Annotated in this window: 20 protein-coding genes; 11 read left to right on the forward strand and 9 right to left on the reverse strand. The window is 73.0% G+C overall.

Annotated features, from left to right (window positions below; all coding sequences use genetic code 11):
• Positions 1-122 precede the first annotated feature (122 nt).
• Complete coding sequence (locus GJR97_RS09035) at positions 123-2261, reverse strand: S9 family peptidase (RefSeq protein ID WP_324613316.1); 2139 nt, start codon at positions 2259-2261, stop codon at positions 123-125.
• Positions 2262-2404: 143 nt separating this feature from the next.
• Between GJR97_RS09035 and efeU the strand changes: the two genes are divergently transcribed.
• From efeU to efeB, 3 genes are all read left to right on the forward strand, one after another.
• Positions 2405-3298, forward strand: a complete 894-nt coding sequence (efeU, locus tag GJR97_RS09040) for an iron uptake transporter permease EfeU (protein ID WP_324613317.1) — start codon at positions 2405-2407, stop codon at positions 3296-3298.
• Between the two features lie 64 nt (positions 3299-3362).
• Complete coding sequence (gene efeO / locus GJR97_RS09045; RefSeq protein ID WP_154346133.1) at positions 3363-4565, forward strand: iron uptake system protein EfeO; 1203 nt, start codon at positions 3363-3365, stop codon at positions 4563-4565.
• Positions 4565-5857 carry an iron uptake transporter deferrochelatase/peroxidase subunit gene (gene efeB, locus GJR97_RS09050; protein WP_154346134.1) on the forward strand — a complete coding sequence of 431 codons (1293 nt, stop codon included), beginning with the start codon at positions 4565-4567 and terminating at the stop codon, positions 5855-5857. Before efeO ends, efeB begins: the two co-directional genes overlap by 1 nt.
• Positions 5858-5880: 23 nt before the next feature.
• Here efeB and pdxR read toward each other — a convergent pair whose 3' ends face one another.
• Entirely contained in the window at positions 5881-7341 is a 1461-nt protein-coding gene (gene pdxR / locus GJR97_RS09055; RefSeq protein ID WP_154346135.1) for a MocR-like pyridoxine biosynthesis transcription factor PdxR, read from the reverse strand.
• Between the two features lie 77 nt (positions 7342-7418).
• Between pdxR and GJR97_RS09060 the strand changes: the two genes are divergently transcribed.
• The 5 genes from GJR97_RS09060 (at position 7419) to GJR97_RS09080 (ending at position 13140) form a co-directional block, all read left to right on the forward strand.
• Positions 7419-8138 carry a pyridoxamine 5'-phosphate oxidase family protein gene (locus GJR97_RS09060; protein ID WP_154346136.1) on the forward strand — a complete coding sequence of 240 codons (720 nt, stop codon included), beginning with the start codon at positions 7419-7421 and terminating at the stop codon, positions 8136-8138.
• Positions 8139-8549: 411 nt separating this feature from the next.
• The gene (locus GJR97_RS09065) at positions 8550-8735 is read left to right on the forward strand and encodes a hypothetical protein (RefSeq protein ID WP_154346137.1); all 186 of its coding nucleotides are present in this window, start codon (positions 8550-8552) and stop codon (positions 8733-8735) included.
• Between the two features lie 125 nt (positions 8736-8860).
• A complete protein-coding gene (locus GJR97_RS09070; protein ID WP_324613318.1) occupies positions 8861-11824 on the forward strand; it encodes a helix-turn-helix transcriptional regulator in 2964 nt (987 codons plus the stop codon).
• Between the two features lie 93 nt (positions 11825-11917).
• Complete coding sequence (locus GJR97_RS09075) at positions 11918-12457, forward strand: glutathione peroxidase (RefSeq protein ID WP_154346138.1); 540 nt, start codon at positions 11918-11920, stop codon at positions 12455-12457.
• 11 nt (positions 12458-12468) lie between these two features.
• Entirely contained in the window at positions 12469-13140 is a 672-nt protein-coding gene (locus GJR97_RS09080) for a DUF2461 domain-containing protein (protein ID WP_154346139.1), read from the forward strand.
• A gap of 32 nt (positions 13141-13172) precedes the next feature.
• Here GJR97_RS09080 and GJR97_RS09085 read toward each other — a convergent pair whose 3' ends face one another.
• A complete protein-coding gene (locus tag GJR97_RS09085) occupies positions 13173-14708 on the reverse strand; it encodes a leucyl aminopeptidase family protein (RefSeq protein WP_154346140.1) in 1536 nt (511 codons plus the stop codon).
• 151 nt (positions 14709-14859) lie between these two features.
• Between GJR97_RS09085 and GJR97_RS09090 the strand changes: the two genes are divergently transcribed.
• Positions 14860-15387: a DedA family protein gene (locus GJR97_RS09090; protein ID WP_324613319.1), complete on the forward strand. Its 528-nt coding sequence runs from the start codon at positions 14860-14862 to the stop codon at positions 15385-15387.
• 3 nt (positions 15388-15390) lie between these two features.
• Here GJR97_RS09090 and GJR97_RS09095 read toward each other — a convergent pair whose 3' ends face one another.
• The 3 genes from GJR97_RS09095 to GJR97_RS09105 all read right to left on the reverse strand — a co-directional run bounded on the left by GJR97_RS09095 (position 15391) and on the right by GJR97_RS09105 (position 18890).
• Positions 15391-15903 carry a hypothetical protein gene (locus GJR97_RS09095; RefSeq protein ID WP_154346141.1) on the reverse strand — a complete coding sequence of 171 codons (513 nt, stop codon included), beginning with the start codon at positions 15901-15903 and terminating at the stop codon, positions 15391-15393.
• 88 nt (positions 15904-15991) lie between these two features.
• Positions 15992-17734: a hypothetical protein gene (locus GJR97_RS09100; protein WP_154346142.1), complete on the reverse strand. Its 1743-nt coding sequence runs from the start codon at positions 17732-17734 to the stop codon at positions 15992-15994.
• Positions 17735-17966: 232 nt separating this feature from the next.
• Positions 17967-18890 (reverse strand): carbohydrate kinase family protein, encoded by a 924-nt coding sequence (locus tag GJR97_RS09105; protein ID WP_154346143.1) that lies wholly within the window; start codon positions 18888-18890, stop codon positions 17967-17969.
• A gap of 142 nt (positions 18891-19032) precedes the next feature.
• Between GJR97_RS09105 and GJR97_RS09110 the strand changes: the two genes are divergently transcribed.
• Positions 19033-19710 carry a TetR/AcrR family transcriptional regulator gene (locus tag GJR97_RS09110; RefSeq protein ID WP_195760649.1) on the forward strand — a complete coding sequence of 226 codons (678 nt, stop codon included), beginning with the start codon at positions 19033-19035 and terminating at the stop codon, positions 19708-19710.
• An 82-nt stretch (positions 19711-19792) separates the two neighbouring features.
• Here the strand turns inward: GJR97_RS09110 and GJR97_RS09115 are convergent, their stop codons facing one another.
• The 3 genes from GJR97_RS09115 to nucS all read right to left on the reverse strand — a co-directional run bounded on the left by GJR97_RS09115 (position 19793) and on the right by nucS (position 24441).
• Positions 19793-22564 (reverse strand): immune inhibitor A domain-containing protein, encoded by a 2772-nt coding sequence (locus tag GJR97_RS09115; RefSeq protein WP_324613320.1) that lies wholly within the window; start codon positions 22562-22564, stop codon positions 19793-19795.
• Between the two features lie 381 nt (positions 22565-22945).
• On the reverse strand, positions 22946-23632 hold the full coding sequence (locus GJR97_RS09120; protein WP_324613321.1) for an HAD hydrolase-like protein: 687 nt from the start codon (positions 23630-23632) through the stop codon (positions 22946-22948).
• Between the two features lie 113 nt (positions 23633-23745).
• Entirely contained in the window at positions 23746-24441 is a 696-nt protein-coding gene (gene nucS, locus GJR97_RS09125) for an endonuclease NucS (RefSeq protein WP_324613322.1), read from the reverse strand.
• 66 nt (positions 24442-24507) lie between these two features.
• Here nucS and GJR97_RS09130 point away from each other — a divergent pair, with 66 nt between their 5' ends.
• Positions 24508-25074, forward strand: a complete 567-nt coding sequence (locus GJR97_RS09130) for a dihydrofolate reductase family protein (protein WP_154346146.1) — start codon at positions 24508-24510, stop codon at positions 25072-25074.
• The last annotated feature ends 7 nt before the right edge of the window (positions 25075-25081 follow it).

A 25081-nucleotide genomic window follows, 5' to 3' on the forward strand; every position in this document is an offset into this window, starting at 1 on the left:
GATCTCGGCGCGGTCCGTCCGGCTGGAGTGCGGTTTCTGGGGTGGAGGCCAGTCTCACACCGCACTCCACCCCAGAAAACGCACTCCAGCCGGACGGCGGCCGGCGTGAGCGGATGCCCCGGCTACTCCCCGCTCGGGTGTGCCCCCGCCGCATCGATGATCCAGGCGTTCGCGAACGCGCGCTCGCGCCAGGCCGCGTAGCGGCCCGAGACGCCGCCGTGGCCGGCCGCCATCTCGATCTTGAGCAGCGGATCGGCGCCCACCTCTCGGAGCCGCGCGACCCACTTCGCCGGTTCGACGTAGAGCACGCGCGTGTCGTTCAGGCTCGTGATCGCGAGGATGTCCGGGTACGTCACCTCGTGCACGTTCTCGACCGGCGCGTACGACTTCATGTACGCGTACACCTCCGGGTCGTCGAGCGGGTTGCCCCACTCATCCCACTCGATGACGGTCAGCGGCAGCGACGGGTCGAGGATCGAGGTCAGCGGGTCCACGAACGGCACCTCGGCGACGATCCCCGCGAAGAGGCGAGGGGCGAGGTTCGCGACGGCGCCCATGAGCAGCCCGCCCGCGGAGCCGCCCTGCGCGACGAGGTGGTCGGGCGTCGTCACGTCGCGGTCGATCAGGTGCTCGGCCGCGGCGATGAAGTCGGTGAACGTGTGCTTCTTGTGCAGCTTCTTGCCGTGCTCGTACCAGAGCCGGCCCATCTCGCCGCCGCCGCGCACGTGCGCGATCGCGAACACCATGCCGCGGTCGAGGAGCGACAGCCGCGGGATGCCGAAGCCCGGGTCGATCGCGTGCTCGTACGAGCCGTAGCCGTAGAGGAGCGTCGGCGCCGGCTCTCCGAGCGTGACGAGGTCGTGCCGGTAGACGAGCGAGATCGGCACCCTCGTGCCATCCGGCGCCGTCGCCCATTCGCGCTTCTGCGAATACCGCTCGGGGTGGTAGTCGCCGAGCACCGGCTGCTGCTTCCGCACCGTGCGGGTGCCGGATGCCACGTCGACGTCGATCACCATCGACGGCGTGACGAAGCTCCCGTAGCCGATCCGCAGCGACGGCTGCGTCCAGTCGGGGTTCGCGCCGACGCCGGCAGAGAAGAGCTCCTCGTCGAAGGCGAGCTCGTGCAGGGTGTCGTCGACCGTCACGTCGGCGGGGATGCCCTGCGGCGGCACCTTCGCGATCGCGACGCGGGGAAGCCCGTCGCGGCGGTACTCGAGCGCGACGAAGTCGCGGAAGCCGTGCGCGGCCTCGATGCGCATGCGCGGATCGTGGGGGAGGAGCATCCGCCGTTCGCCCTGCGGGTCGTCGGCCGCCACGCTCACGAGCTCGAAGTTCACCGCGTCGCCCTCGTTGTGGATGACGAGCAGGCGGTCCTTCCCCCCAGCGACGACGTGCTCGACGTCGTACTCGACGCCGTCGCGGCGCGGCCACACCACGCGGAACTCGCCCGTCGGGTCGTCGGCGTCGAGCAGCCACGACTCGCTCGTGACGTGCGAGCCGGCCTCGAGCACGAGGTAGCGGCGGCTGCGGGTGAGGCCGACGCCGAGCCAGAAGCGCTCGTCGGGCTCGTGGAAGACCTTCACGTCGGCGGAGGCGGGCGTGCCGACCTCGTGCCGCCAGACCGTGTCGGGCCGCCAGGCGTCGTCGACGGTCGTGTAGAAGACGTACCGCCCGCTCTGGTCGAAGAGGGCGCCCGCGGCCGTGCCGGGGATCTCGTCGTCGAACTCGCGGCCCGAGCCGGTGAGGTCGCGCAGGCGGATCGTGTACCGCTCGTCGCCCTCGACGTCGACGCCGAAGAGCAGCGTGGTGCCGTCGGCGGTCACGTCGAAGCTGCCGAGTGAGAAGAACTCGTGGCCCTCGGCCTCGACGTTGTCGTCGAGGAGCACCTGCTCGCCGGGGAGCGGCGAGCCGTCCTCGGGGACGGCGGGCGGCTCCCAGTCGTCGGCCGCGCGCGCGGCGACGCGGCAGTGGATGCCGTACTGCAGGCCCTCGACGGTGCGCGAGTAGTACCACCAGTCGCCCTCGCGCGTCGGCACGCTGAGGTCGGTCTCCTTGGTGCGGTCCTTGATCTCCTCGAACACCTGCTCCTGGAGGAGGGACAGGTGCCTGGTCTTCGCCTTCGTGTAGGCGTTCTCCTCCTCGAGGTGGGCGATGACCGCCGGGTCGTCCTTGTCGCGGAGCCATTCGTAGTGGTCGATCACCACGTCGCCGTGGTGGGTGCGTTCGGTCGGTCGCTTCTCGGTCACCGGAGGAGTCAGCACGGGGTCAACCGTACGCCGACCGGTCGCGCCGCGGCATCCGTCTTCGGTCGCGGGGGTTGCGGAGCATGACGTCCGTGTTGGCATCGGGGCGAAGTAAGGTTAGCCTAATCTCACTTCCACCGACCACGAACCAGAGGACCACCGTGCTCGCCACCTACCTGATCGGACTCCGCGAAGGCCTCGAGGCCGGGCTCATCGTCGGCATCCTCGTCGCGTACCTCGGCAAGCTCGGCCGGCGCGACCTGCTCGGCCGCATGTGGGTGGGCGTCGGCGTCGCGGTCGCCGTGGCGCTCGCGGTCGGCGCGGTGCTCACCTGGGGCCCGTACGCGCTCACCTTCGAGGCGCAGGAGATCCTCGGCGGCGCACTCTCGATCGTCGCGGTCGCGATGGTGACCTGGATGATCTTCTGGATGGCCACGCACGGCGCGGGCCTGTCGAAGGAGCTCCGCGGCCAGGTCGACGCGGCCATGGACCGGTCGTGGTTCGCGTTCGTGCTGATCGGTGCGCTCGCAGTCGGTCGCGAGGGCGTCGAGACGGCGCTGTTCGTGTGGGCGAACGTCGCCGGCGGCAGCGACCCCCTGCTCGGCACGCTCGGCGCCGTGCTCGGCATCCTGACCGCGGTGGGCATCTCCTGGGGCATCGCGCGCGGGCTCGTGCGCATCAACCTCTCGCGGTTCTTCACCTGGACCGGCGTCTTCCTCGTGATCGTCGCCGCTGGCGTGCTCGCCTACGGCATCGGCGACCTGCAGGAGGCCGGAGTGATCGCGGGTGGCGCCCCTGCATACGACCTCGTCGGGCTCGTGCCTCCGGGCTCCTGGTACGGCGCGCTGCTCACCGGCATCTTCAACTTCTCGCCCGAGCCGACCTGGGCGCAGGTGGTCGGATGGGTGCTGTACGTCGGCATCGTGCTCCCGCTGTACCTGCGCGTCATGCGGCACCGCCAGACGCCGAAGCCGGTCGGGGCGACGGATGGCGCGGCGCCCGCGCCGAACGCCGTGCGACCCTCCGCGTCCGCACGGGCCGTCCCCGCGTCCTGACCCGTCCGGGCCGTCACCGCGGCCGGACCGCGAACCACCACCATCACCACGACCAGGAGGTCGAATGACTCCCCGCGCCCTTGCGGCATCCGCCATCACCGTCGTCGCCGCACTCGCCCTGACGGGCTGCGTCGCCAAGGCCGACCTCGCCGCGGCGATCCCGGTGGCGATCACCGACGACGCGTGCGGCGTCGAGGTCGCGACCGCCGAGGCCGGCGCCCTCACCTTCCGCCTGACGAACAGCGGTTCGGAGGTGAACGAGTTCGAGGTGCTGGCTGACGACAAGCTGCGCATCGTCGGCGAGAAGGAGAACGTGGCGCCGGGGCAGACCGTCGACTTCACCGCCCACCTCGAGCCCGGCACCTACTACACGGCGTGCAAGTTCCAGCAGGTCGGCGCCCCCGTCGGCCTCGCCGAGTTCACGGTCACCGGCGAGGCGGGCGCGCTCTCCGAGGACCGCCAGGTGCTCGCGGACCAGGCCGTGACCGAGTACCTCGCCTACGTGCGTTCGCAGGCGGCCGAGCTGCTGCCCGCCGTCGAGGAGTTCGCGGCCGCCTACGCCGCGGGCGACGACGAGGCGGCACGTTCGCTCTACGCGACGACCCGCATCCCGTACGAGCGCATCGAGCCGACCGCCGAGGCGTTCGGCGACCTCGACCCCCAGATCGACTTCCGTGAGGTCGACGCCGTGGCCGACGGGCTCGAGTGGACCGGCTTCCACCGCATCGAGAAGGACCTGTGGCCGCCGGCCGCCGGCGACCTGAACTCCGACGGCCGGGACGCGTCGGCCGACTGGGCGCCGTCGACGCCCGAGGAGCGCCGGGCGTTCGCCGACCAGCTCGTCGCGGATGTCGCGGAGCTGCACGACCTCGTCACCGCCGAGGACTTCTCCGTGTCGCTCGACGCCATCTCGAACGGCGCCATCGCGCTCCTCGACGAGGTCGCCGCGGGCAAGATCACGGGCGAGGAGGACTGGTGGTCGGGCACCGACCTGTCGGACTTCGCGGCGAACGTGCAGGGGGCCGGCGTCGCGTTCGGCGCCGTGCGGGCGCTCGCCGAGACGACCGACGCGGGCGCCGAGCTCGCGGCCGGGATCGACGCGCGCTTCGACGACCTCGAGGCGGCGCTCGCCACGTACGGCTCGCTCGACGACGGGTTCGTCGACTACGCCACGCTGACCGACGCGCAGAAGAAGGGGCTCAGCGACGCCGTGAACGCGCTCGCAGAGCCGCTCTCGCAGCTGACCGCGACGGTCCTGGGGGCCTGATGGCCGAGCAGGCGCCCGCGCCCGGGTCCCGCGACGGGATCAGCCGCCGCGGCATCCTCGGCCTGTTCGGCGCCGGCGCGGCGGGCGCGGTCGTCGGGGCCGCGGGCGGAGCCGGGACCGCGGTGGCGGTCACGGGCGCGTTCGGCGGGCCCGAGGCATCCGCCGCCTACGACTTCCACGGAACTCACCAGGCGGGCATCACGACGCCGGCGCAGGACCGCCTGCACTTCGCCGCGTTCGACGTGAGCGACTCGCTCGACCGCGCAGGCCTCGTCGGACTGCTCGCCGACTGGACCGACGCGGCCGCCCGGCTCACGCAGGGACTCGAGGTCGAGGAGGGCGGCGCCGTCGGCGGGAGCGACCATGCGCCCCCGGCCGACACGGGCGAGGCGCTCGGGCTGCCTGCCGCGGGCCTCACGATCACCTTCGGGTTCGGCCCGACGCTGTTCGAGGACGCCGCGGGCGTCGACCGCTTCGGCATCGCCGCGCGCAGACCGCCCGCGCTTCAAGCGCTCCCGCGGTTCCAGGGCGACGCGCTGAAGGCGGAGTGGACCGGCGGCGACCTCTGCATCCAGGCGTGCGCCGACGACCCGCAGGTCGCCGTGCACGCGATCCGCAACCTCAGCCGCATCGCCTTCGGGCGCGCGAGCCTGCGCTGGTCGCAGCTCGGGTTCGGCCGCACGTCGTCGACGTCGACCTCGCAGTCGACGCCCCGCAACCTGTTCGGCTTCAAGGACGGCACCGCCAACGTGAAGGCCGAGGATGGCGAGGCGCTCGCCGAGCACGTCTGGGTCGACGCGGCCGACGAGCCCGCGTGGCTCGCGGGCGGGTCGTACCTCGTGGCGCGCAAGATCCGCATGGTCATCGAGAACTGGGACCGCGTGCAGCTCGGCGAGCAGGAGCAGCTCGTGGGCCGTTCGAAGGGCGAGGGCGCGCCGCTGTCGGGCGGGACCGAGTTCGCGGAGCCCGACTTCGAGGCGACCGGCGCCACCGGCGCGCCGCTCATGGCCGCGACCTCGCACGTGCGCCTCGCCCACGCGGCGTCGAACGGCGGCGTGAGGATGCTGCGCCGCGGCTACAACTTCGTCGACGGCAACGACCAGCTCGGCCGCCTCGATGCGGGGCTGTTCTTCCTGTCGTTCCAGCGCTCGCCCGAGCAGTTCGTCACGGTGCAGCGGAGCCTCGCCTCGGACGGGCTGAACGAGTACCTGAAGCACGTCGGTTCGGCGATCTTCGCGGTGCCGGGTGGCATCCGGCCAGGTGAGCACGTGGGGCAGCCGCTCTTCGCCTGACCCGCCGACGCCCGGCGCGGGCGTCAGACGGGTGCCTCGAGGGCGGCGCGCACGCGCGCGAGCGCGTCGGCGAGCCGCGAGTCGGGCGGCGAGGCGTAGCCGAGCACGATCCCCGACGGGCCGGCGCCCGGCACGGCCGAGTACTCGGAGAGCGGTGCCACGAGGACCCCGTCGTCGGCGAGCCGGGTGACGACCCGCGCGGCGACCTCGGGCGACGGCAACCCGACGACGGCGTGCAGCCCGCCGTCGAGGCCGGAGAGCGGGGCGCCGTCGATGCCGCCGAGGGCCTCGACCACGAGCGTGCGGCGGTGCGCGTAGTCGCGCTTCGCCGCCGCGATGTGCCGTCGCACGGCGCCGGTCGCGAGCAGCTCGGTCATCGCCGCCTGCGCGATGCCGGGCACGGGGCACGTCTCGTCGTCGCGGGCGGCGGCGACGGCGTCGCGCAGGCCGGGGTTCGCGGGCAGCACGAGGTAGCCGAGCCGCAGCCACGGCGTGAGCACCTTCGAGAAGCTGCCGATGAGCACCGCATGCCCCGAGCGGTCGAGCGAGGCGAGCGCGGGGAGCGGCGGCCCGACGTGGCGGAACTCGCTGTCGTAGTCGTCCTCGAGGACCAGTGCGTCGGATGCCTCGGCCCACTCGAGCAGCGCGAGCCGCGACGCGACCGGCAGCCGTCCGCCGAGCGGGTACTGGTGGCTCGGCGTCACGAGCACGGCATGGGGTGCGGGGCGGATGCCGCGGAGCGCGTCGACCTCGATGCCGTCGCGGTCGACCGGCACCGCGACCGTCTCGAGCGCGCCGCGGCGGACGAGCACGCGCCGCGCCGAGGGGTAGCCGGGATGCTCGACGGCGACGCGCGGGGTCCCCTCGACGAGGATCCGCAGCGCGGTCGCGAGGAGCGCCACGGCGTCGCTGGTGCCTGCGGTGACGACGATGTCGTCGGGCGAGCAGGTCACGCCTCGGGCGTGCCGCAGGTGCTCGGCGATCTCGGCGCGGAGGCGCGGTGCGCCGAAGTCGGGTTCGGTGTCGTCGGGCACGGCGTCGCGCGCGGCGGCGCGCCATGCCGCGCGCCACGCGCGCTCGTCGAGCCTCGCCGTCGACGGCCGGCCGGGCCGGAGGTCGAGCGCCGCACCGCGCTCGGTGATGGTGGTCCCCGCGGGTCCGGCGGCCTCCCGGACCGCAGCGACCGTCGACACGGGGGCCTCGACCGCGGGGGTGGGCGCCGCCGTCGGGGGTGTCGCGAGCGGTGCGACGCGGGTCGGCGCGCCCTGGCGCACCTCGAGGTAGCCCTCGCCGGCGAGCTGGTCGTAGGCGGCGACGACCGAGCTGCGGGCGACGCCGAGCTCGGCTGCGAGCGACCTCGTGGAGGGCAGCGGGTCGCCGGTCCGCAGCAGCCCGGTGAGGATGCCGCGGCGGAGCCCGTCGACGAGCTGCACGCCGAGCGGACGCGCGTCGTCGCGGTCGATGGTGAGCAGCGGTCCGTCCATCGCATCCTCCACTGGACTGCTCGAATGAACGAGAACTGGTCTGCTCACCATACCAGCTTCGCGCGCACACTGGTCGCATGACCAGCACCCCGAACCCCTCCGCCGGCCCCGCAGCTCCGGTCCGCCGCATCCGCCGCCTGCCCGACCGCGAGACCGTCGACCGGTTCGCACTCCACGAGCTCCTCGACGCCGAACTCGTCGGACACCTCGCGGTCGTCGCGGGGGGAGTGCCGGTCGTGGTCCCGATGGGCTACGCGCGCGTCGGCGAGCACGTCGTGCTGCACGGCTCGACCGGGGGAGGGTTCGCGCTCCGCGCGGCATCCACCCGCACGCCGGTCGCCTTCGCCGTGACCTCCCTCGACGGCCTCGTCTACGCGCGATCGCTGTTCGACAGCTCGATGAACTACCGCAGTGCGACCGTGCAGGGCGTGCTCGAGCCGGTGCCTGACGACGAGGCGGATGCCGCGCTGCTCGCGCTGTCCGAGCGGCTCATGCCGGGGCGCGCGGCGGAGGTGCGCGGCATGCGGCGCAAGGAGGTCGCCGCGACGCGCGTGCTCCGGCTCGCGCTCGACGACGTCGTCATGAAGCAGCGCTCGGGCGGGCCCTCCGAGGAGCCCGACGACGGCGAGGACCATGCGGCCTGGGCCGGCGTCGTGCCGCTCGTACGCCGATGGGCCGCGCCGATCGCCTCAGGGCTCACGCCTCCGGGCACGCCCGTGCCCGAATCGGTGCGCGCGCTGACGACGGCGCAATCGCCTCCGGCCACGCTCGACGAGGCGTCGGAGCCGGCCGCCTGAGGGCACCGGGCCGGAACCTCGGCCCCGAATACGCAGAACTGCCGATGGGCGAGGGATGGCTCAGGGAGCACCATCGTCGCATCGGATGGGTGCGGCCCGGACACCAGGACCACATCGAGACCCCAAGGAAGACACGGAAGGAGGTGCGTGATGTTCGCAGCGATGCTCATGCTCGGGCTCGTCACGGCATGGGCCGTGACCGCGTCGGTGATCCAGTTCCGCAAGGACGGATACCACCGCATGCCCACCCTGTCGCACTGAGGTCGGATCGACCCGGACATCCGCATCCGACCGAGCGGGGCCCTGAGGCCACCTCAGCGGCCCCGCACCACGGAAATAGGGACATCTCCCGATGAACCCGGGCCACCTCAGGGAGGAGTCTCGGACCATCACCCAGACCAGGAGGAGACCATGGACTACTCAGCGGGATTCGTCGCACAGCAGGTGCACGAGGTGAACCTGCTCGGCGCCGAGCAGCGGATCGCGCACGCGCGGGCCGCGGCCGAGCGCGAGGCCGAGTCGCCCGTCGTGGGTCGCAGCGCCCGCCGCGTCCGTGCGCCGCACCGCCGCTTCCACCTGCCGCAGTTCGCGCGGTGATCCCGATCACCCAGCGCGGCGCGGCGGAGCGATCGGCGGGCGCCGCCGGATCCGCGGACACCACGTCACGGCGTCGGCCCGACGGGGCCGGCGCCGTTGTCGTGGGTGCGTGGGACGATATGAGTGTGACCAGCTCTTCGTCGAGCCCCACGATGATCGCCCGCGACGCCGAGCTCGAGTGGCTCAACAGTCTCCTCGATGCCGTGCGCGTCGGCACGCCCGCGACGGCGGTGATCGGCGGCGAGGCCGGCATCGGCAAGTCCCGTCTCGTGTCCGAGTTCATGGCGGGGCTCGGGCCCGATGTCCGACTCGTGCTCGGGCAGTGCGTCGACCTCGGCGACGTCGCAGCGCCCTATGCGCCGGTGAAGGGTGCACTCCGGCAGCTCGTCGCCCAGGTCGGCGCGGAGGGCGCGCTCGACGCCGTCGGCCCGGGTCGTGCGGCGCTCATCGCGCTGCTGCCCGAGCTCGCGGCATCCGACGCCGTGACGTCGGGCGAGATCGTGATCACGCCCGGCGGTGCCGGGAGCGGCCAGCTCCACGAGGCCGTCGCGGTGCTGCTCGAGACCCTGTCGCGCGACCTCCCGATCGTCCTCGTCATCGAGGACCTGCACTGGGCGGATGCCGCGACGCTGGCGCTGCTGCGCTTCCTGCTCCGCTCGCTGGGCTCGGGTCGCCTGCTCATGCTGCTGACCTATCGCACCGACGACGTCACCCGGGGGCATCCGCTCCGCCTGTTCCTCTCCGAGGCCGAGCGCGACCGGTGGGTCGAGCGGCGGGAACTCGAGCGACTGAACGAGAGCGAGGTCCGTGCACTGGTCGCCACGCTCATCGACGACGAGGCGCCGAGCGACCGCGTGCTCGAGACCGTGTTCCGCCGCAGCGACGGCGTGCCGTTCTTCGTCGAGGAACTCGTGGGCATCGACGGGTGCCGCGACGAGGGCTTCGTGCCCGGGACGCTCCGCGACCTGCTGCTCGCCCGCTACGAGCGGCTCTCCGACGACGCGCAGGAACTGCTGCGGCTGCTCTCGACCGGCGGCGTGCGCGTGCCGCACGCCCTGCTCGCCGCGGTGTACCGGGGCGGCGACGAGGAGCTCGAGGCGGCCGCCCGTGAGGCCGTCACCTACGGCGTCCTCGTCATCGACGGCGACGACTACGCGTTCCGCCACGCGCTCGTCCGCGAGGCGATCCTCGCCGACCTCCTCCCGGGCGAGCGCGCCCGGTTCCACGCACGCTATGCCGAGGCGTACGAGGCGCAGGCCGCGGCCGCCGCGGGCGGGCGCCGCCTCGCCGCCGAGATCTCGTACCACTGGCTGGGCGCGCGCGACCCGGTCCGGGCCTTCCCCGCGACGATCCAGGCCATGCGCGAGGCGCGGGCCGCGGTCGCCTACGCGACGTCCGCGCAGCTCGGCGAGCGCGCCCTCGAGCTGTGGGAGACGGTCCCCGACGCCGAGCGGATCGCGGGGATGACCAAGCTCGAGCTGATGGGCCGAACCGCGTCGCAGCTCCGCCACGCCGGCGAGGGCGAACGCAGCCTCGCCCTGGTGAAGCTGGCGCTCGCCGAGTGCCCGCGAAGCGACCCGCAGTACCCGAGGCTGCTGCGCGACAAGGCGCTCTACCAGGCGAACATGGGCCGCGGCGGCTCCATCGCCATGCTCGAGGAGGCGCTCGCCGCGATCCCCGACGAGGGCGCCGACGAGGTCCGTGCGACGGTGATGACCGGGCTCGCCGGGCGGCTCATGATCGAGGCGCGCATCGACGAGTCCGTCGAGATGGCCGACGCCGCGTACGAGCTCGCCAGCGCCATCGGGTCGGCACGCTACGCCTCCGTCGCCATGAACATCAGCGCGGTCAGCCGCGCCTCGCGCGGCGAGGTCGACCGGGCGCTCGTCGACATCGAGCGGGCGCGAGAGCTCGCCGACGGAGACGGTGCCGCGCTGCTCCGGTACTGGGTCAACGCGTCCGACCTCCGCTACCTCGTCGGCGACTTCCCCGAGGCCGTCCGGCTCGCCGAGGAGGGGCTCGCGCGTGCCCGCGCGCAGGGCGTCGAGCGCAGTTCGGGCGTGATCCTCGCCTCGAACGCGGTCGACCCGCTGTTCGCGCTCGGCGAGTGGGAGCGCGCCGACGCCCTCATCGAGCGCGCGCTCGCGCTCGACCCGCCCGGGCCGGTCCGCACCTACCTCGAGCGTGCGAAGCTCTGGGCGCTGGTCTGGCGCGGCGATGCGGAGCACGCTGCCGAGGCCTTCCGCCGGCTCCGCCCCGCGATGGGGCCCGTGATGCAGGTCGAGATGCAGACCCGGCTGGCGGTCGGTCGCGTGGCCGTCGAGATCGGGCTCGCGGTCGGCGACCTGTCGCAGGCCTGGCGCGACGGGCGCGGCGTGCTGCACGAGGAGGTGCTGCCGCTCGCCGGCTACGCCGAGCCTCTGCTGTGGGCGCTCGCGCGGGTGATCGCCGCGGTGCGCGCCGACCCGGCACTGGTCTCCGAGGCCGAGGCCGCCGAGATCGTCGGCGCCGAGTCCGACGTGCGAGCGCTCATGGCGCGGCTGTCGTTCTGGCCGACGCATCCGATCTGGAAGGCCTTCGTCGACGCCGAGCTGACCCCGACCGAAGCGGCGTGGCGGGAGGCCGCGGAGCGCGCCACGGCCGAGACCGCCCCCAGGTTCCTCAGGCCGTACGCCCTGCTCCGCCTGGGCGAGGCGCTCCTCGATGCGGGCGATCGCCAGGCCGCGCGCGACATGCTCAAGGAGGCGTTCGACGGTGCGGTCGACGGCGGCGTCACGGCCGTGCAGACGCGCACCGCCCGCGTCGCGATGCAGGCGGGCCTCGCGCTCGACGGAGCGACGCACCGCGACACCCGGCAGGGTGCGGCGGGCGTCGCCGGAGCGGACGAACCGGCCGACGCGGTCGCCGAGCTGACCGCGCGCGAACGCCAGGTGCTCGACCTCATCGCCGAGGGCCTCAGCAACCGGCAGATCGGCGAACGGCTCTACATCAGCGGGAAGACGGCGAGCGTGCACGTCTCGGCGATCCTGCGCAAGCTCGGCGCGTCGAGTCGCACCGAGGCGGTCTACCTGGCGCGCGCGACCCGCTGACGCGGCGTCGGCTCGCCGGGCGGGTCGCGACTACGAGGCGGTTCCCAGCGCCCGGCGATAGCGTGGAGGCACCGAACCGAGGAGCAGCGACGCATGACCGAGCTCGAGACGATCCCGTTCCGCACGATGTCCGGCGAGACCCGCACGCTGGGCGACTGGGCCGGCCAGGTCAGGCTCGTCGTGAACGTCGCCTCGCGCTGCGGGCTCGCCCCGCAGTACGAGCAGCTCGAGGAGCTCCAGCGCACCTACGCCGACCGCGGCTTCACGGTGCTCGGCTTCCCGAGCAACCAGTTCCTGCAGGAGCTCTCCTCCAACGACGCGATCAGCGAGTACTGCCGGTCCACGTGGGGCATCACCTTCCCGATCCTCGACCGGGTGAGGGTCAACGGCCGCAGCGAGCACCCGCTCTACACCGAGCTGAAGCAGACGGCGGATGCCTCCGGCAGGGCCGGCCGCGTCGTGTGGAACTTCGAGAAGTTCCTCGTGCTCCCCGACGGCGAGGTCCGTCGGTTCCGTCCGACCACGGTGCCCGACGACCCGGCGATCATCGCCGCGATCGAGGCCGCCCTTCCCGACGGCGCGAGCCGCGGCCGCGGGCCGAACGCCGAGGCCGGCCGGACCGCGGCCGACTGACCGGGCGCATCATGACCGCCGATCGTCCGGCGCCAGGATCCGCCGCTCCCGGTGACCCGTTCGCGCCCGACGAGCGACTGTTCGGGCCCCAGGCGTTCGCGTTCTACGCCGAGCTCGAAGCGCACAACTCGCGCGACTGGTGGCAGGCGCATCGCTCCGACTACGAGCGTCACGTCCGGCTGCCGCTCGAACGGCTCGCCGCGATCGCGGGAGAACGCTACGGTCCGGCGAAGGTGTTCCGGCCGAACCGCGACGTCCGCTTCAGCGCCGACAAGTCCCCATACAAGCTGAACGGCGCGATGACCGCGGGCCGGGTCGGCGGCGTCTACGTGTCCATCTCCGCGGAGGGGTTGCACGCCGGGGGCGGGCTCTACGAACCGTCCCGCGCCCAGTTGCAGCGCGCACGCGAGGCGATCGCCGCCGACGGTCCGGCCGCGGTCGAGCTCGACGCGATCGTCCGGTCGCTCGGGGAGCGCGGGCTCGAGCTCGCCGGCCCGTTCCTCAAGACCGCGCCGCGCGGGTTCGATCGCGAGCACCCGCGCATCGAGCTGCTGCGGATGACGCACTTCGCCGGTCTCGGCACCCTCCCGCCCGAGGCGGTCATGGGCGACGTCGATCGCATCTGGCACGCGGTCGAGCCGCTGCTCGACTGGGTCGGGACGCACGCCGAGCCCGCGGTCTGAGGCCGACGGGGCGGTCGTCTCCGTGGCATCCGTCAGTCGACCGGAGTGAACCCCTTCGCGACGTCGATGATCAGGCGCGCGCCGTAGCCCGTCGCGCCCTTCGAGCGCCAGGCGTCGTCGCTCTCGGCGCTCATGGTCCCGGCGATGTCGAGGTGCGCCCACGGAGTGTCGCCGACGAACTCGGCGAGGAACAGCGCGGCCGTGGTGGCTCCGGCGTTCGTGCCGCCGATGTTCGCGATGTCGGCGACGTCGGAGTCCATGAGCTTGCGGTACTTGCGCACGAGGGGGAACTGCCACGTGGCCTCCGCGGTCGCGTCGCCCGCCTCGACCAGGCGGTCGACCAGCGGCTGGCTCGTGCCGAGCACGACCGAGTGCGTCTCACCGAGCGCGCGGAGCGCGCTGCCCGTGAGGGTCGCGATGTCGACGATCGCGTCGACGCCCTCCTCGGTCGCGAGGACGAGGCCGTCCATCATGACGAGCCGACCCTCGGCGTCGGTGTTCTTCACCTCGACGGTCGTCCCGCCCCTGGCGGTGAGGACGTCGCCGAGCTTGTAGGCGGACCCCGACGGCATGTTGTCGGTGCACATCAGCCAGCCCGTCACGCGCGCGGTGGCGCCGAGGTCGCGGAGCGCCGTGAAGGCGCCCAGCACCGCCGCGGCGCCGCCCATGTCCATCTTCATGAGCAGGTGCATCGGGTCGCTCGGCTTGAGGCTGATGCCGCCCGAGTCGTACATGATGCCCTTGCCCACGAGTCCGAGGTGCCCCGTCGCGTTCCCCTCGGGCAGGAAGTTCAGGACGATCATGCGCGGCTCCTCCGCGCTCGCCGCGTTGACGCCGAGGATGCCGCCGCAGCCGAGTTCGATGAGCTGCTCGCGGTCGAACACCTCGACGTCGAACCCGAAGCGTCCGCCCAGCAGCTCGGCGACCTCGCCGAGGTCGGTGGCCGTGAGGTGGCTGGGCGGCGTATTGGCCAGGTCGCGTGCGATCGCCGTCGCGCGGGCCGTGACGACGCCCTCGGCGATGCCGGCGGATGCCGCCTCCGCGTCCACGCCGTCCAGACGGAGCTCCAGGCGCTCGAGTGCGGGCTCGCGCGCCTCGGCCTTGAGCGCGTCGTAGCGGTACCGGCCGAGCAGCACGCCCTCGGTGAGCGCGCGCGCCGCGGCCGCGGCATCCGTCGACCCGATCGAGGGCACGCGCAGCCCGACCGTCGTCGCCTTCTTGACGGCCCGGACGAAGGCCGCGCCTGCGTCGCGGAGCACGGCATCCGTCGCCTCGGGCTCGGGGCCGCCGCCGACGACGATGATCAGGCTGTGGCCGGGCTGCGGAAGCATCAGGGTCTGCCCGGCCTTCGCCTCGAACCCGGCCCGGCCGAGCGCGTCGCGGTCGAGGCCGATGCCCTCGGGCAGATCGCCCTCGTCGAAGACGAGGACGCCGATCACGTCGAGTTCGGCGCCGCCCGTGCCGCCGCCGAACTCGTCGACCGCCGACACCCGCACGGCGTCGTAGGCCTCCAGCGACGGGACGGGCGAGAAGCCCTCGGAGATGAGCTTGACCGGGTTCCGCGTCATGATGATCCCTCCACAGGTTCGGGACCGACAGTATCGGCGGCGGGCCCGGCTCGGAAGGGATCGCGACGATAGACTCGGGGCGTACCCACGACCGCGACGTCCGGGCGGCGGTCGCCGCCCCCGGCGGTCGACGACGGCGACAGGCGGTGCGGTGGAGATCTTCGAGGGCTGGCCCCTTCCGGCGGCGATCGCCGTGCTGTTCCTGATCGTGCTGCTGCGCGCGGGCGGCACCTACGCCCTCGGTCGGGGCTCGCGCGCGGGGGTCAAGCGCCTGATCGAACGGCGCGGGCGGATGGCGCCGCAGCTCGCTCGCGCCGAGGCCGTGATCGAGCGGTTCGGGGCCCCGGTCGTGGCCCTGTCGTTCCTCACCGTCGGCTTCCAGACCGCGGTGAACCTCGCCGCCGGCGTGCTGCGGATGCCGCTCGTCAAGTACCTCCCCGCGCTCGTCGTCGGCGGGGCGATGTGGGCGACGCTCTACGGGGTCCTCGGGCTCGCGACGGTCAACGCGATCATCCAGGCCGCGCAGCGCGACCCGGTCGCAGCGCTCCTCAGCGTGTTCGCGGTCGCCGCGCTCCTCGTCCTGATCGAGCTCGCGACGCGGAAGGCGCGCGCCATCTCCGCTCGGCACGCCGACGCGGTCGAGCCGATCCTGCCCGACGACGCCGGCCGGGCGGAGTAGCGGTCAGCCCGCCGAGCACTGGTTGTAGTTCTGGCTGTTCCCGTCGCGGCGCTTCGTGACGAAACCGACGTTGTCGCCGTCGACGATAACCCCGGTGATGGCGGTGACGGTGGCGGTCACCGTGCCCGTCTGGTCCTTGCCGAGGCTGAAGGTGATCGTGAACTGCCCCGTGAACGTCGCCCCTGTGCCCGTGACGAGGTACGTCGTGCCGTTCTGGCTGGTCGGTACGAAGTTCGGGCTCGCCGTGAAGCCGCCCTGCCCCGAGTGGGAGAGCACGATCTGCACCTGCGACCCGGCCGGAAGGTCCGGCAGGGTGACGTCGATCCTGCCGGTCGCGCCGCTTCCGGCACAGCTGCCCACCACCGAGGCCAGTGTCGTTCCGCCGCTCGCGGCATAGGCCGGAGCCGGTGCCGCGATGAGGATGGCGGGCACGCTCCAGGCGGCCGCCTTCGTCACGGTTCGGCGGCTGATGCCGGGCGCACCGCCGGTCGTCGTCTGGGTGTCCAGGTCTTCCACGTTCGTCCCCCACTCGTCGTGACACGCGAAGTGGGAGTCTAGCCTCCGGAAGGGACCTCGGGGGAAGGGGTTGCACTGCCCGGCTTGCTCAGTCCTGCGTTCCGGCACCTCGTCCCGGGCCGGAGACGCCGGACGACTTCGCGCTCGTGCCGCCGGTCGATCCGGATCCGCCCGCCGTCACCGAGGTCGAGCTGTATCCGATCGTCAGGCCGTTGACAGAGCCGCGTACGGCGAAGTTCGCGGTGCCCGTGCCGTCCAGGACGCCCTGGATCAGGACGCTCCCGTCATCGAAGATGGTGAATTCCGCACCCGCTGGGCCGGTGACGGTGAGCGGCCGCCAGCCGGCGTCTCCAGGCTCGCCGACCGTGAACGACAGTCCGGCGGAGGGCTTGGCGGGGTCGGCGATCGGGGTGCTCACGCCGTCCCCGGGCGGCGGCGCCGGCGGGCTCCCCGGTTCCGGCTGGGGCGGGGTTGATGGGTCCCCGCCGGTCGTCGGGTCGTCGACGCTCGGGGCCGCCGCGCCGTCCGGCGACGAGGAACCGTCGGGCGCCGCGGCGTCCGGTGAGGCGTCGGTCGGCGGGGTCGTCGCTCCGCCGCCGTCCGGCGTCGGGCGCGGTTCGGCAGGGAGGTCCGTCGAGACGATCTCGGGGGGAGCCACGCCGGGCGGTGCCGCCGAGATGTCGGCCGCACCGCCATCGGCGCCGACGGCGGAGTCGAGCGAGCCGAGACCCGGCGTCCCACCGGAGATCGCGGCGACCACCACGACCGCCGCAGCTGCCGCCGCCAGCGTCGCCGACGTGGCGAGGAGGGCGCTGCGCGGCACGCGCGCGACGGAACGGGCGAGCTGTGCGACGCCGGTCCCGAATCCGCTCGACGCGGCACTCGCGGGTGATGCGCCGGACGTCGCGGCGGCCGTGGTTCCGGCGATCGCCCCCGCGGTCATCGCGGCGAGAACGGTGCGGCGGTCCTCGAGCGCCGGGATCGGCGCCACCACGGCCGCCGACGAGCCCGCGCGCGTCGCCTCGAGGAACGCGACGCCCGAGGCGCCGCCGAGCACGAGGAGCGGGACGAGCCCGACCAGCCGGTGGGCGAGCTCCGCCGCGGGCAGCGCCGCGGCGCGGCATCCGTCGCAGGTCCCGACGTGCGCCCGGACCCGACCCGGAATCCGCCGACCCGGAGCACCCGGGGCGCCGAGTTCCGCGAGCGCGCCGTCGCAGTCGCCGCCGGCGGGGACTGCGGCAGCGCGCTGTCGGATCCAGGCGTCGCGGATGCCCGCGTGGGTGGTGGCGACGAGCGCCTCCGTCTCGGCGGGCGTCAGCGCGAGTTCGGCGGCGAGTTCGACCGGCGGGAGCCCGTCGATCTCGGTGAGCCACAGCGCCTCCTGCGCAGCCGTGCCGAGCGACGTGAAGGCGACCGCGACGGCCTCGCCGTCGTCGAGGCCGGCCGGGAGGTCTGCCGCGTACCACTCCGCCGGAGCCACCAGCGCGGGCACGTGATCGAGGGTCGTCCCGCCCCGGCCGTCGGCGGCGGCGGCGGCCTCGCGCACCGCCGCGAGGACGTGCGGTCGCATCGCGCCGACGGGCGCGGCGGGGGCCAGGATCCAGGCGGAGAAGCGCGCCGCCGCGGCCTCGACGACGAACTCGACGTCGGCCGAACCCGGCGTCGCGCCGGCGGCGGCCGCCGCCGCAGGCTCGTGCCGATGCCAGAGCCGCGTCACCGCGAAGCCGTCGCCCGCTCTCGCCGACGCGATCAACCGGTCGTCGGTGGGGGTGGCGACGACGGGAAGCGCGAGTGGCGAGGTGGCCGGATGACCGCCGGCGGCATCGGGCACTGCCACTCCTCTCGTCGCACCGTTCGCGCGGGTCGGCGCGCGGCGTCCGACGCGGGTCTCGTGGTGCGCGCCGGGGGACTCGGCTCGCTTCCGGCGTGGCATGGTGCCGAGATCGGAGTTCTCTGGGGCGGAGCGCCGATCGGGGGTGCGCACCGTGCCGATGTCGCCATCAGCGGTTGGGGCGAGTCTACGACCCCGCCCCGGCACGCACGCAAGACCCCAGTTCGGCCGGTCAGCTCCCGAGCTCAGGAGACGGCGACCCGGTGCGGAGCAGCGCGCCCTCGTGGCGGACGGTTGCGGCGGCGATCGTCATCGCCTCGTCGAGTGCCGCCTGCCAGGCCTCCCGATCGGCCGGCATCCCGTCTCGGGCGACGTGGTGGACGATCGCCGCGAGCGTCGCATCCCCTGCACCCATCGTGTCGACGACCCGACCCGGAAGGTCCACGATGTCGACGTGGACGTCGATGTCGTCGTGGTGGACGTCGGCTCCCCGTCGACCGGCCGTGGCGAGCACCGCCGGTCGTCCGGGTCCTCCCGAGCGGAGCCGTTGCACGAATGCCTCGAGGGACTCGCGTGCGAGCAGCTCCGCGTCCTCGTCGCCGGCCTTGACGAGCAGCGACCGCGAGGCGACGTGCTCGAAGGCGGCGAGGAACGCCTCGCGGTCGTGGAGCATGCCCGCGCGCGGGTTGCCGTCGACGACGAGCCGCTGCTCGGGATCGTGCACTGCGTCGAGCAGCGCGTCGACCTGCTCGGCGTCGTCGAACGGATAGCAGCTCACGACGACGAGGTCGGCGTCGCCGAGCGCCTCGCGCGTCGCGGCGTCGAACGAGAGTCGACGGTGCTGCGCGGCATCGTTGAACACGTAGCGCGGTTCGCCGCCCTCGCTGCGGTCGGAGACCGCGCGGGACGTGCCGAGCGCCGAGGGGCTCTCGACGAGGCGCACTCCGAAGTCGGCCAGGAAGGCCCGGATCCGCGAGGCGGGTTCGTCGTCGCCGAGCATCGCCACGAGCGTGACCTGCTCGCCCAGGAGTGCGAGACCGACCGCGACGTTGAGGGCGGCGCCGCCGACGAACTCGCGCGAACCAGAGGGATCCCGCAGCTCGTCGATCAGGGCGTCGCCGACGACCGTGATCCGTGCGGCGTCCGGCTGCGTCATGCGCTCGACCTCCCCGTCCTGCGCCGAGGCACGCGTCGCCCGGCCGCTCGTCTCCAGCGTGGCACGCGTTCGCGTTCGCGTCCACGCGGCGAGGGTCGGTCGCAACACTGTACGGTGTGTCGAGTCCCCTACGGAAGGCCCCATGAGACCCGGACCCAGACGCAGCCTCACGCACGCGGAGATCCTCGACGCCGCATTCGAGCTGCTCGAGACGAAGGGCTTCGACGCGGTCTCGGTCCGCGGCGTCGCCGGCGTGCTCGGGCTCACGCCGACGGCGATGTACACGTACTACCCGAACAAGGGGGCGCTGCTCGCGGGCATGGTCGAGCAACTGCTCGGCAGGCTCGACACGAGCCAGGCGGATGTCCCGGCCGCGCCGCCCGCCCGCGCCCGCGTCGTCGCGCTGGCCGAGGGGCTGCGCTCGGTCCTCGTCGAACGGCCCGGCGCGGTGGGACTGCTCCTCGCGACCCCGCTCGACGGGCCCAACGCGCGGCGCCTCGACGAGCGCCTGCTCGCGACGTTCGCCGATGCCGGACTCGACCCCGTCGAGGCGGGCCGCGCGACGCACGCCGTGCGCGTGCACGTGCTCGGCGCGGTGGCGTTCGACGCCGCCGACGTGGCTGGCGCGGGCGAGGCGTCCGCGCCCGTCGTCACGACGCCGGCGACCGCGGCATCCGCGACGCTCTGGGACGACGCCGAGGCGTTCCCGCTCGGCGATCGGACGCGCGCGCTCGCGGACGACCCCGCCTCGCGGTTCGCCTGGGGCATCGAGCGCCTGCTCGACGGGCTGCTCGCGACCACGGCACCCGGTCGCGGCTGAGCCCGGCGCCGATTCACCCCGACACGCGACGAGGCGCCGACCCCTCGTGGGGCCGGCGCCTCGCCGGTTCAGGCTGTCTCGATCAGCCCGCCGACGGCGGGGTGACCTCGATCAGCGCTGCGGTGTTGCCGGTCAGGGCCTTCTTCACCGTGATGACGGTGCCGAAGCCCACGCCGTCGTCGGCCGGGTTGCCCGTGCCGAACGGACCGATCCCGATGTCGAGGCCGAAGTACTCCGTCGCCGGCGTGCCGTCGAAGTGGTACAGCGGCACCGAGTACGGCGCGCTGCCCACCGACGGGACGACCACCGAGGCGTCGCGGTCGCGGTAGTACAGCGAACCGGTCGGGCTCACGGCGAAGCCGGGGACCCAGCCCTGGTCGTCGGTGAAGGTGCTCACCGCGGGGAGGGCGGGGATCTCGGTGCAGTACTCCGTCTCGGGGTCGGCCAGCGTGAAGCACTCAGTGAAGGGGTGCGTCTCGGTCAGGCCGAACGCCGCGTTCGACGACTGCGCACGCGAGGGCATCACGTTCAGCGTCGTCGGGTCGGCGTCGGCCGCCGCGCCGGTGCGCTGCAGCGGGTCGAAGTGGCTGTCCACGATGAGCAGACCGCCCTTCGCACCGTAGCTCGGCAGGGCCGCCTCGTTCGAGATGATCTGGTTCGAGTTGCCGTACGTCGTGTCGCGGTACCAGACGAGGGCACCGGGCGCGTTGTAGGCGACCTTCTCGACCTTCCAGGCGCCGTCGCTGTAGACGGTGTTGTAGCCGTACTTCAGGCCCTCGTCGAAGCCGTCGAAGTTGCGCCACTCGACGAGGTAGTACTGCGCCTTGACCGAGGTGCCGGTGTCGATGCGCCAGCCGGGGCCGGTCGAGTCGACGAAGGTCGAGACCTCGTTCGTCCAGCCGTTGTCACCGGACTCGACGTCGTCGCTCCAGACCGTGGCGCCGTCGGCGACCAGCTCGAAGTCGTCGGCGAACCAGCCGCGGTCGAGGTAGGCCGCGTCCGTGGCCTGGCGGAGCCGCAGTTGCACCGAGGTGCCGGCGAACGGCGTGAGGTCCACGTAGTGGTGCTCCCAGCCGTCGGTGTGACCGGTGAGGCCGTACTTCTTGCCGCCGTAGTCGCCGAGGCGTCCCTCGGGGTCGCCGTAGGCGTCTCCGGTGCTGACCTCGGAGCCATCCTCGGCGTAGACCTTCTGCTCGTCCCAGGTGGCGCCGCCGTCGGTCGAGACCTCGATGAAGCCGAAGTCCCAGTCCTCCTCGATGACGTAGTCGTTCCACATCCAGAACTTCGCGTCGCCCGCGGCCGGAACGTCGACCGTGCGGGACAGGCGGATGTCGGCCCAGTCCTGGTCCGCGCCGGTGTACCACATGTTCTCGCCGCTGTGCGGGTCGGCGAGCGTGATCACCTTGTCGGGCAGGTTGACCTTGATGCCGTCCTGGGTGCCCTTCTTCGGGTTCGACGTCTGGCCGACCTTGATGGTCTGCATGTCGTCACCGGGGTTCACGACCTTGGGGTCCGCCCAGCCGAGCACCCACTTGTCCCAGAGGCCCATGTGGGTCGGCATCGACTGGAAGATCGGGCCCGAGTGCGAGCCCGACGACATCAGGTCCCAGAAGTCCACGTCGGAGCTGCCGGCGCCCGAGACGTCGTACAGGTCCGGCAGGCCGAGGTCGTGGCCGTACTCGTGCGCGAACACGCCGACGCCCGAGTCCTCGGGCTGCACGATGTAGTTCGAGAGCTTGAGGTCGGTGCCGGGGATGTCGGCGCCGCCGGGGACGGCCGACGAGTGCGCCCAGATGGCATAGGTGCCCTCTGCGCCGCCGCCGCCCGACTTGTCCTCGCCCGCGTGGACGAGCACGACGTGGTCGATCACGCCGTCCGGCTCGTTGTAGTTCCCGTCGCCGTCGCGGTCGCCCTGGTCCTCGACGTCGTAGTCGGCCCACGGGAAGTCGGGCTGCGCCGCGGCGAGGGCCGCGACCGCGTCGATCGGCAGCGCGTTCGCGCCGAGCGGGTTGTCGGGGTGGCCCTGCATGCCCTGGTAGGCCCCGGCCTCGTATTCGCCGTCGTCGTTCAGGAAGCAGCGGGTGGCGCCGTACCAGCCCTCGGAGTGCGGCATCGTGACCCACGGCGTCGCCTCACCGGTCACGGTGTAGGCGCCGCGCGACATCTCCTCGTACATCGACTTCATCGTGTAGCCCGAGATGTCGATGCCCGGCTCGCCGTCGGGGCCGGTCAGGTCGGGGCGCACGCGCTCCGTGATGCCCTCATCGGTGAAGAGCATCTTGTCGAAGTGCTCGGGGGAGAAGTCCTCGACCCACATCGAGTTGTTGTCCTCGAGCGGGTAGTCGGCAGGGTTCGGGATGTTGTTGTGCAGCGGGCCGTTGACGACCTCGCCGGGCTTGCACGTCGACGCGCCCCAGTACTCGGGCACCCAGCTGTCGGTGAAGTCGTCGTTCGCCTCGTCGTTGAACTCGATGAGGATCGTCAGGAGCTTGGCCTCCTGCGTCGACTTCGCCTGCTTGAGCGCCTTCGGGCTCTTGCCGGTCTTGATCGACTTGGCCTCGAGCTTCGCCAGGCCGCGCGCGGCGACCGGGTTGCCCTGGGCGTACTTCTTGTCGATCGCCGCGGACTGCTCGGCCACGGACCCGCTGATGGCGCCGCCCTTGGCGGCCGTGCCGTCGATGGCGACGTCGGTCGCCTCGTCGGTCTGGAACGCGGCCTCCGCCCGTGGTGCGGCGTAGTTCATGTAGTACTCGTCGGCACCGATGACGGGTGCCGGTGCGGCGGTCGCCGTGCTCGTTCCAACGGTCGCCAAACCGGCGGCCGCGAGTGCGAGCACGGGGATCGTCGCAACCACGCGACGACGCGCGCGGCTGGTCTTCCCTTGCATGTTTCTCCCTCCGAGTGCCCGTGGACGGTGACCACGGGACACGAAACGTCGTCCGCCGGTGGGCGGACGTACCCGGCATCCTGCCCCCCGCACGGGGGCGGAGGGAAGGGTCCGGAAGGGAGCAACCCCGAATCGTTGCTATCGAGGTTTTCTCGTGTTGGAGGGGTCGGTGCGACGGATGCTTCGACGCGCGAGGCGTGCGTCGAAGCATCCGTGACGGAAGTCGACCGCATGGGAATCCCGTCGACGGGCGCGGTCACGCACCCGCGCACGCGGTGTCCATGCGGTCCGGCCGGCCGGGGAGGGTCGTCGGCGAGCGGATGCCGCGCGGGCCGGAGCCCGGGGGGATCAGCCGATGAGCATGCTCCGCAGCTGGTCGGCCGAGTGCACGACCGCCAGGGCGTCCGCCGCCTCGGCGGGGGAGCCGTACCCCCACTCGACGAGGATCGTCGGCACCTGGTGCGCGGCTGCGCCGAGTGCGTCGTAGCCGCGGTCGCCGACCATCACGGGGTCGGACGTGTCGAGCCCGAGGTCGGCCAGTCGGCGCAGCGCCTCGGCGACGACATCGGCCTTCGTGCTGCGCTCCTCGTCGTCGCTGGCGCCGGCGACGACCGTGAAGTATCGGTCGAGGCCGGTGTGCGCGAGGACCGCGCGGGCCATCGACTCGGGCTTGCTCGTGGCGAGCGCGATCGGGAGGCCTGCGGCCTGGATCGCCTGGAGCACGCCCTCGACGCCGGGGAACACCGGGGAGTGCAGGAGGTGGTCGTCGTAGTGGTCGCGGTAGACGTTGAGCGCCTCCCACGCGTCGACGTCGCTGAAGCCCGCGGTCATGCGGAGGCTGTCGAGCAGGGGTGGGCCGACGTAGGAGCGCAGCGTCTCCTGGTCGGGCACGGGCGCGCCCATCTCGGTGAACATGTGCGCGAGGGAGTCCATGATCTCGCTCGCGGAGTCGATGATCGTGCCGTCGAGGTCGAACAGCACGGCGGACCATTCGCGCGGGGGCGCGACGGTGGCGGCGGGGAGGAGGGAAGTCACCGCGTCATACTAGGCGCACGAAATCCGAGGAACACTCGGGAATGCTGTGTGCCGGCTGAACGCGGGATCGGAGACGGCGCGGCGAGCCTCCCGCGGGGTCGACCGCGAGCGGGTCAGAACAGCCGCGCGTGGCCGCTCTCGACGCCCCGCATCGCGTCGTAGTCGAGCACCACGCAGCGGATGCCGCGGTCCTCCGCCAGCGTTCGCGCCTGGGGCTTGATCTCCTGGGCCGCGAAGACGCCCGTCACGGGCGCGAGCAGCGGGTCGCGGTTCATGAGCTCGAGGTAGCGGGTGAGCTGCTCGACCCCGTCGATGTCGCCGCGGCGCTTCAGCTCGACGGCGACCGAGCCGCCCGTGGCATCGGTCGCCAGGATGTCGACCGGGCCGATCGCCGTCATGTACTCGCGTCGCACCAGCCGGTAGCCGTCGCCGAGCAGCTCGATCTGCTCGGCCAGCAGCCGCTGCAGGTGCGACTCGACGCCGTCCTTCACCAGCCCCGGATCGACGCCGAGGTCGTGGGCCGAGTCGTGCAGCACCTCGTGGATCGACACGATGAGCTGGTCGGCGGTCTTCGCGTGCGTGACCTTCCACACCTCGGTCACGCCGGCCGCGCGCTGGTCGTCATCGGGCTCGGCGGCGGCGAGCGTGCACGGCGGGCTCATCCAGTTCAGGGGCTTGTAGCTGCCGCCGTCGGAGTGCACGAGCAGGCTCCCGTCGCCCTTCACCATGAGCAGGCGCGTCGCGAGCGGCAGGTGCGCCGAGAGCCGGCCGGCGTAGTCGACGGAGCAGCGGGCGATGACGAGACGCACCCGACGAGTCTACGTTGGACGTGAGGCGGGTCGCCGCGGGCGCGGCCCACGACGGACGGGGGCGCCATGGGGCGCGTGGTCTACGGCAACCAGATGTCGCTCGACGGGTACGTCGCCGACCGGGAGGGCCGCTTCGACTGGGCCGTGCCCGGCGAGGACGTGCACGCGGCGGTGAACGACGACCTGCGGAACGTCGGCACGTTCGTGCTCGGCCGCCGCGTCTGGGAGGTGCTCCGGGCGTGGGACGTGATGGACCTCGCCGACCAGGGCGACGCCGTGCGCGACTTCGCCGGGATCTGGGCCGCAGCCGACAAGGTCGTGTGCTCGCGCACGCTCGCGGAGGAGGATCTCGCCGACGCGCCGCGCACCCGGCTCTCGCGGGCCTTCGATCCCGACGAGGTGCGGGCGCTCGCCGCGGCGTCCGACCGCGACGTCGCCGTCGGCGGCCCCGAGCTCGCGTCGCAGGCGCTCGCCTCCGGCCTCGTCGACGACGTGTCGCTGCACGTGCACCCGGTCGTCGTCGGGGGCGGGACCCCGGCGTTCCCGACGCCCGTGCTGCTCGGACTCGAGCTCGTCGAGCAGCGCGGCTACGACGGCGGGGTCGTCGGCCTGCGCTACCGACCCCGCGCCTGAGCGCCGG

Origin of the sequence: Agromyces kandeliae (genome assembly GCF_009674665.1) — a bacterium.
GTDB lineage: Bacteria > Actinomycetota > Actinomycetes > Actinomycetales > Microbacteriaceae > Agromyces > Agromyces kandeliae.

What these genes read in the sequence shown, in the direction of transcription:
- efeO (WP_154346133.1), top strand. Translation starts at nt 3,363, where the DNA reads ATGACTCCCCGCGCCCTTGCGGCATCCGCCATCACCGTCGTCGCCGCA.
- efeB (WP_154346134.1), top strand. Translation starts at nt 4,565, where the DNA reads ATGGCCGAGCAGGCGCCCGCGCCCGGGTCCCGCGACGGGATCAGCCGC.
- pdxR (WP_154346135.1), bottom strand. Translation starts at nt 7,341, where the DNA reads ATGGACGGACCGCTGCTCACCATCGACCGCGACGACGCGCGTCCGCTC.
- GJR97_RS09060 (WP_154346136.1), top strand. Translation starts at nt 7,419, where the DNA reads ATGACCAGCACCCCGAACCCCTCCGCCGGCCCCGCAGCTCCGGTCCGC.
- GJR97_RS09065 (WP_154346137.1), top strand. Translation starts at nt 8,550, where the DNA reads ATGGACTACTCAGCGGGATTCGTCGCACAGCAGGTGCACGAGGTGAAC.
- GJR97_RS09075 (WP_154346138.1), top strand. Translation starts at nt 11,918, where the DNA reads ATGACCGAGCTCGAGACGATCCCGTTCCGCACGATGTCCGGCGAGACC.
- GJR97_RS09080 (WP_154346139.1), top strand. Translation starts at nt 12,469, where the DNA reads ATGACCGCCGATCGTCCGGCGCCAGGATCCGCCGCTCCCGGTGACCCG.
- GJR97_RS09085 (WP_154346140.1), bottom strand. Translation starts at nt 14,708, where the DNA reads ATGACGCGGAACCCGGTCAAGCTCATCTCCGAGGGCTTCTCGCCCGTC.
- GJR97_RS09105 (WP_154346143.1), bottom strand. Translation starts at nt 18,890, where the DNA reads ATGACGCAGCCGGACGCCGCACGGATCACGGTCGTCGGCGACGCCCTG.
- GJR97_RS09110 (WP_195760649.1), top strand. Translation starts at nt 19,033, where the DNA reads ATGAGACCCGGACCCAGACGCAGCCTCACGCACGCGGAGATCCTCGAC.
- GJR97_RS09130 (WP_154346146.1), top strand. Translation starts at nt 24,508, where the DNA reads ATGGGGCGCGTGGTCTACGGCAACCAGATGTCGCTCGACGGGTACGTC.